The sequence below is a fragment of the Segatella copri genome (assembly GCF_009494395.1).
GTDB lineage: Bacteria > Bacteroidota > Bacteroidia > Bacteroidales > Bacteroidaceae > Prevotella.
Genome location: NZ_VZCB01000085.1, coordinates 1 through 4,842, shown reverse-complemented (window position 1 = coordinate 4,842; position 4,842 = coordinate 1). Strand labels below are relative to the sequence as shown.

At 41.3% G+C, this 4,842-nt stretch carries 3 protein-coding genes; all 3 read right to left on the bottom strand.

From position 1 onward, the window contains the following. Positions 1 to 1,087: tetratricopeptide repeat protein (locus F7D73_RS12185; protein ID WP_367383721.1), on the bottom strand; the 1,087-nt coding region annotated here is incomplete at its 3' end. Between the two features lie 148 nt (positions 1,088 to 1,235). Next, positions 1,236 to 3,833 carry a carboxypeptidase-like regulatory domain-containing protein gene (locus F7D73_RS12180; protein ID WP_153125084.1) on the bottom strand — a complete coding sequence of 866 codons (2,598 nt, stop codon included), beginning with the start codon at positions 3,831 to 3,833 and terminating at the stop codon, positions 1,236 to 1,238. A 35-nt stretch (positions 3,834 to 3,868) separates the two neighbouring features. Further along, positions 3,869 to 4,693, bottom strand: coding sequence for a GLPGLI family protein (locus F7D73_RS12175; protein WP_153125082.1), 825 nt, complete (start codon positions 4,691 to 4,693; stop codon positions 3,869 to 3,871). Between the last annotated feature and the right edge of the window lie 149 nt (positions 4,694 to 4,842).

The following is a 4,842-nucleotide window of genomic DNA, read 5'->3' as shown; positions in this document are numbered from 1 at the left end:
CTTGATTTCTACCATAATCGTACATGGCTTGAACTTGCTGTAACTGAGTTTTTCTAGCTTCTATCAAGTCAGAGTCATTATACTCAGAACTTTGCAAAGCATACTTCATAGCCAAGGATGGTTGGTTAACTTTTGCATAATAATGAGCCAATGCTTTTGTTGTTGCAGCTTTATTGCTAAATGACTTGCAAAACTTAAGACTCTGCTGTAAAATATAACAAGCAGAATCTAACTGACCAGTAAACATATAGTATGTTCCTTTTAGACACAACACGTAAGCTTTGGCATCTTCATAATTAGAATTGCCTTCATATCCTGTAGAGTTGTAAGCCTCAAAAGCTTTCTTTGCATTAATAAAATCTTTCTTTTCAATATAATATTTGTAATTACATCCAAAAGCAATGGCTGCTGCGTAATCGTTGCCATGTTTTTTAAACAACTTCGCTGCCTGTAAATTTATAGCAATAACCGAATCTTTTTTTCCTAAAAAATCATAGACTTCTCCTTGATTTTGGTAATTTACGATAGCATTGAATGTGTCCTTTGCCAAATAGGCATACTTCTCCGCCTTATCAAAAGCATTCAACTCTTGATAAAGTAAATATTGCTTACTAAAGAGAAAACCCATCTGGCTGTATACTCTATAAAGCGTGCCATAGTCACAATCTGCGGCAGTGGTATCGGCTTGCTCCGTCGCTTTATTATAATACTCCAATGCCATTGGTGCCTCATGCATATCCCGATACACGCAGCCCAACACATAGTTGGCAAGCATTCGCTCGTTAGCTGAGCCATGGTTATCATAATAATCCACGACCTCCTTCATCACGCTATCAGATGTGAACGTGATGCAAGCCTTGTTCATCGCCTTATGACGCAACAATTCATATCGCATTCTCTGCTTTTTGGTAAACTCGGACAATTGAGACTTGACCCCATCAAGCATCCGGATGGCAACCTTCGCGGAGTCGTCATTAACATTCATGATGCTATCTGCCCGCTTCATCAAATCATCATACTTCCTGTTTCCTGCACAAGATGTAAGAATCAGGAGGATTAACAACAAATATATGACCTTTTCTTTCATTCCTCTCTTTTTTTGCAAAAGTACGAAAAAATAAAGAAACTACAAAATAATGTCTCTATAAAGTGAGAAGAAGAAGGTAAGAGGTCCGCAAATCGTAGCCGATAACAATAAGGATGATGACGAGTAAGTCACCATCCTTATTGGATTATTAGAAATTATATTTTACGCTGAAAGTGCATCCGATAGGACGCAACTGATAAATGTATCGATAATTGCTCTCCTTTATCTGCTTATTGACCACATAAACCCTTTGATTTGTCAAGTTTTGGGCTAGCAACTCCAACTCTATGCTCTTCTTTTTATATCGGATGCCAGCATTGGCATCGCTCTCATGCTCCTGATGGTCTGCGTCCTTGAGCCAGTTCATGCTGACATCGCCGAACAACTCCAAGTCCTCTACCAAGAAGAAAGAAAGCCCAAAGCTACCTTGGTGCTCTCGCATCGTAGTCCCCAAGTCCTTCACTCTATTTTGCATTTGGTAATAAGAGTACTCCAAAGACAAGTTCAGCTTGTCGCTCCAAAACGCCTGTTCCAATCGGGTATTTACCAGATAACGATCATTTACGAGTTTAAGCACATTGTCTTTCGACAGAATATTAGTATGGTAATTTCCCAAACTTGCCATCAGCGAGATAGACGTATCCGTGCTACGGAAATTCTTGCTGGCATTGAGAGTGAGCGACTTGTCGAGCATGGTATTTTTCTTCTTGGACACCTTGTTGTAGATATCCCCATCCGATACGCTCGTTTGGCTCATCGAGTTGGTTTGCGAGCGAGTTATCAAGCCCATGAGCGAAGCAAAGACCCCATCCATTGTATTGTGGAAGTCGAGATGGCCGCTTGCAAAGAGAGAGTTTCGATTGGTCAAGCTACCAGTGCCCTTGGTCGTCGCATCCTTGTAAGTATAGAATATCGGTGAAGTAACAAAGTTGGATATGTCACCGAAATTGCATCGGGAACCTCCTCTCAACCTAAACTTCAGTCCCTTAGTCACTTTCCATGCGAGGGTGGTGTTGACATTGGCATAGGTGTCATCATGACGAAAATCCTTGTCCTCTCCCACATTCTCGAAATGCATGTTGAGCAGAGACAACGGAACTCTCACCTCCCAGGTCAGCCGGTTCCAAGCCATCAGGAAGTAAGGCTCCACGCTTGTATTGAGTATATAGCCCTGAAAAGTGTTGGCTAGCTTCTCCTCGGAACGAAGTCGGGACAAACGAATCTTATTGTAATAAGACTCGAAGTTTACCTTGACGCCCATTTGTACGAGTCTGCCGAGTTGCCATCCGAAAGAGGTATGCTCGTCGGTCTGAAAGGCAGTCTCGTTGAGGCTTTGCCACATCTCCCAACTCTTGTCGGTAGGAATCGCTTGGAGACGATTGACAGGAGTGTTGGAGAACTTGATATTGCTTTGCAACTGAAACACTTTCTTGCCAATATGGTAAATGGAGCTAAACTGGTTGGTTATCTGATAATTGGCTGATTTTTGCTTTTGTGCGCCATCAAAGTTGTCCTCAAGCCCAAAATGCTTGTGATAGAACTTGGAGTTGAAGGTAAAGTCATCCAGGAAATATACTTTCTCCGTATTGTTCTCCAGTTTTATCTTTCCCATCAAAGAATTAGAATATACTGCCGCCTGTACCTTCTCAGAGAAGTCTTGATACTGGTTGTCATCCACAAAGATACTGGATTTTTTCTGGTTTTGGTAGTGCAGGTCATCACCAGCATAGCGCAAATTGAGAGTAAGCGTTCGTTTGTCCTTCAGCTTGAAGAGAGAGTTGAGTGCGCCTTCGCCCGACTTGTTGTCTACGTATCGGCTCAAAGATATGCTTGGTATGTCTTGTGCAGAAAGACTGATTCCATCCCATGTAAACGATGAGAAATCAGAAACTTGGTCGAGTCCGAAAGACTGCGACGTATTATAAGTCAAGCCCGTGTCATTAGCCTTGAGCGACAAGAGCTGTTGCGTTTTTTTGTTGATTTGCATGGCGAAGACATCGCTTTTCCACAGCGTCTGGTCATCATAGCCCAGTCCTTGCTGAAGATAGCCGATAGGCTTCAGCTTGCGGTTGTTCTTGATTTTCAGGTTGAGTGCTGCCTTGTCGGAGAAGGAGACATTCTTCAAGGCTCTTATGGGTTGGTGGTTTTCGTAGACATTCACCGCAGCCACGTCGTCAGGGCGGATATTCTTGGTAGCCAAGGTATAGTTGCCCGACAGCATGTCCATGTTCTCGATATAAAACTTGCTGATGCGTTCTCCCTGATAATAGATACCTCCAGTATTATCCACGCTGATACCTGGCATTCGTTTCAAGACATCTTCAATACTTCTATCACTTCCTTTCTTGAAGGCATTGACGTTATAGGTCAATGTATCGCCAGATTGGTGAATTGGCACACTTCTTACTACTACCTCCTTGATATTGATGGCAGCATCATGTAAGATGATATTCTTGAGTTTGCCAAAGTCCTTTTGCAGGACGGTTTTAGTCTCATAACTCAACCGCGACAAGGTGATACTGGAGATAGAATCATGGGCGGTGGTGGCAAGACGGAATTCACCTTGTCTATTCGTCTGCGTATAACGCTTCAACTTCTTATGTTGATTGTAGGCTCTAACCATTACATTGCCAAGAGCTTTGCCCGACTCGTCCTTAACCATTCCCGAAAGGGTGGTTTGGGCAGAGAGAGGCAAGGCCATTAGCAATGCAAGGACAACCATCCCAATATGCTTGATGAAACTCATGCTAAAACTTTTGTTTTTATTAAACTGCCTTGCTGCTATTCCTTTTCCAAAGGATTATAGAATAACTTTCTCTTTTTAACTGGCAAAGGCTTTCCATTCATGTCTTTAGGAGCCAGAGGTGTATTCTGCAAAGATTTCATTGGATTTTCCTTATAAGTCTGAAGTGCCTTATTAAAGCGTTCACGTGTAGTCTTAAAATCGTCATTTTCTTCACGAAGAATAGGAGCATGCGACTTTCTCACGGTTATCGCCGTGAAAACATGGTCTTTGTCCAAAGACCTAGCCTCCAAGATGAGTCCTGGCAAACCATTCAACTTCCAAGGTCCCAAACTATATGGAATATCCGAGTACCAAACTTGCCATTTACGACCTCTGAATTCGCAAGTGGCAAGGTGACACAAATAGCCACATACTTCTTTTGTACTATCTGACAGTTCCCAATTAATTTGTGGTTTTGGCTCATGGTAAATAAAATGGTCGATACAAACTCTACCATAAAAATCCAAACGATTAGAATTCATATGTAGCAGTATGCAGTCTGACTCTGGATTATATCTACGATATAACACATCAAAATCTCGATTTGTCACAACAGGCATGGTCGCCATGGCAGAATCCAATCGATATTCTCCATAATCTCCATACTTGCAAATAGAATCACCGATTTGCAATATTTGGTCATATTCACGACGAGTAGATAAATCTCTATCTATTACGGTATAATGATAAATACATTCCATGAGACTGTTATCTACCTGTACCCTTTTAGCAATTTTTACAGGCTGATCGGCATTTGCCATTTGAGCGTTAGCTACAAAAGTAAATGCGCATAACAATAAAAAAAATAGTAATTTCTTCATAATCTCAACTTATTAGTTGTTGTTTGTTTTATTTTAATTTCCGCTGCAAAAGTACAAAATTGCAGGGAAAGGCGCAAGAAAATTATTAATTTACTTTTTACCTATTTTTTACCATTCACCAAATACACTAAAAATGAAAAGGTTATGAG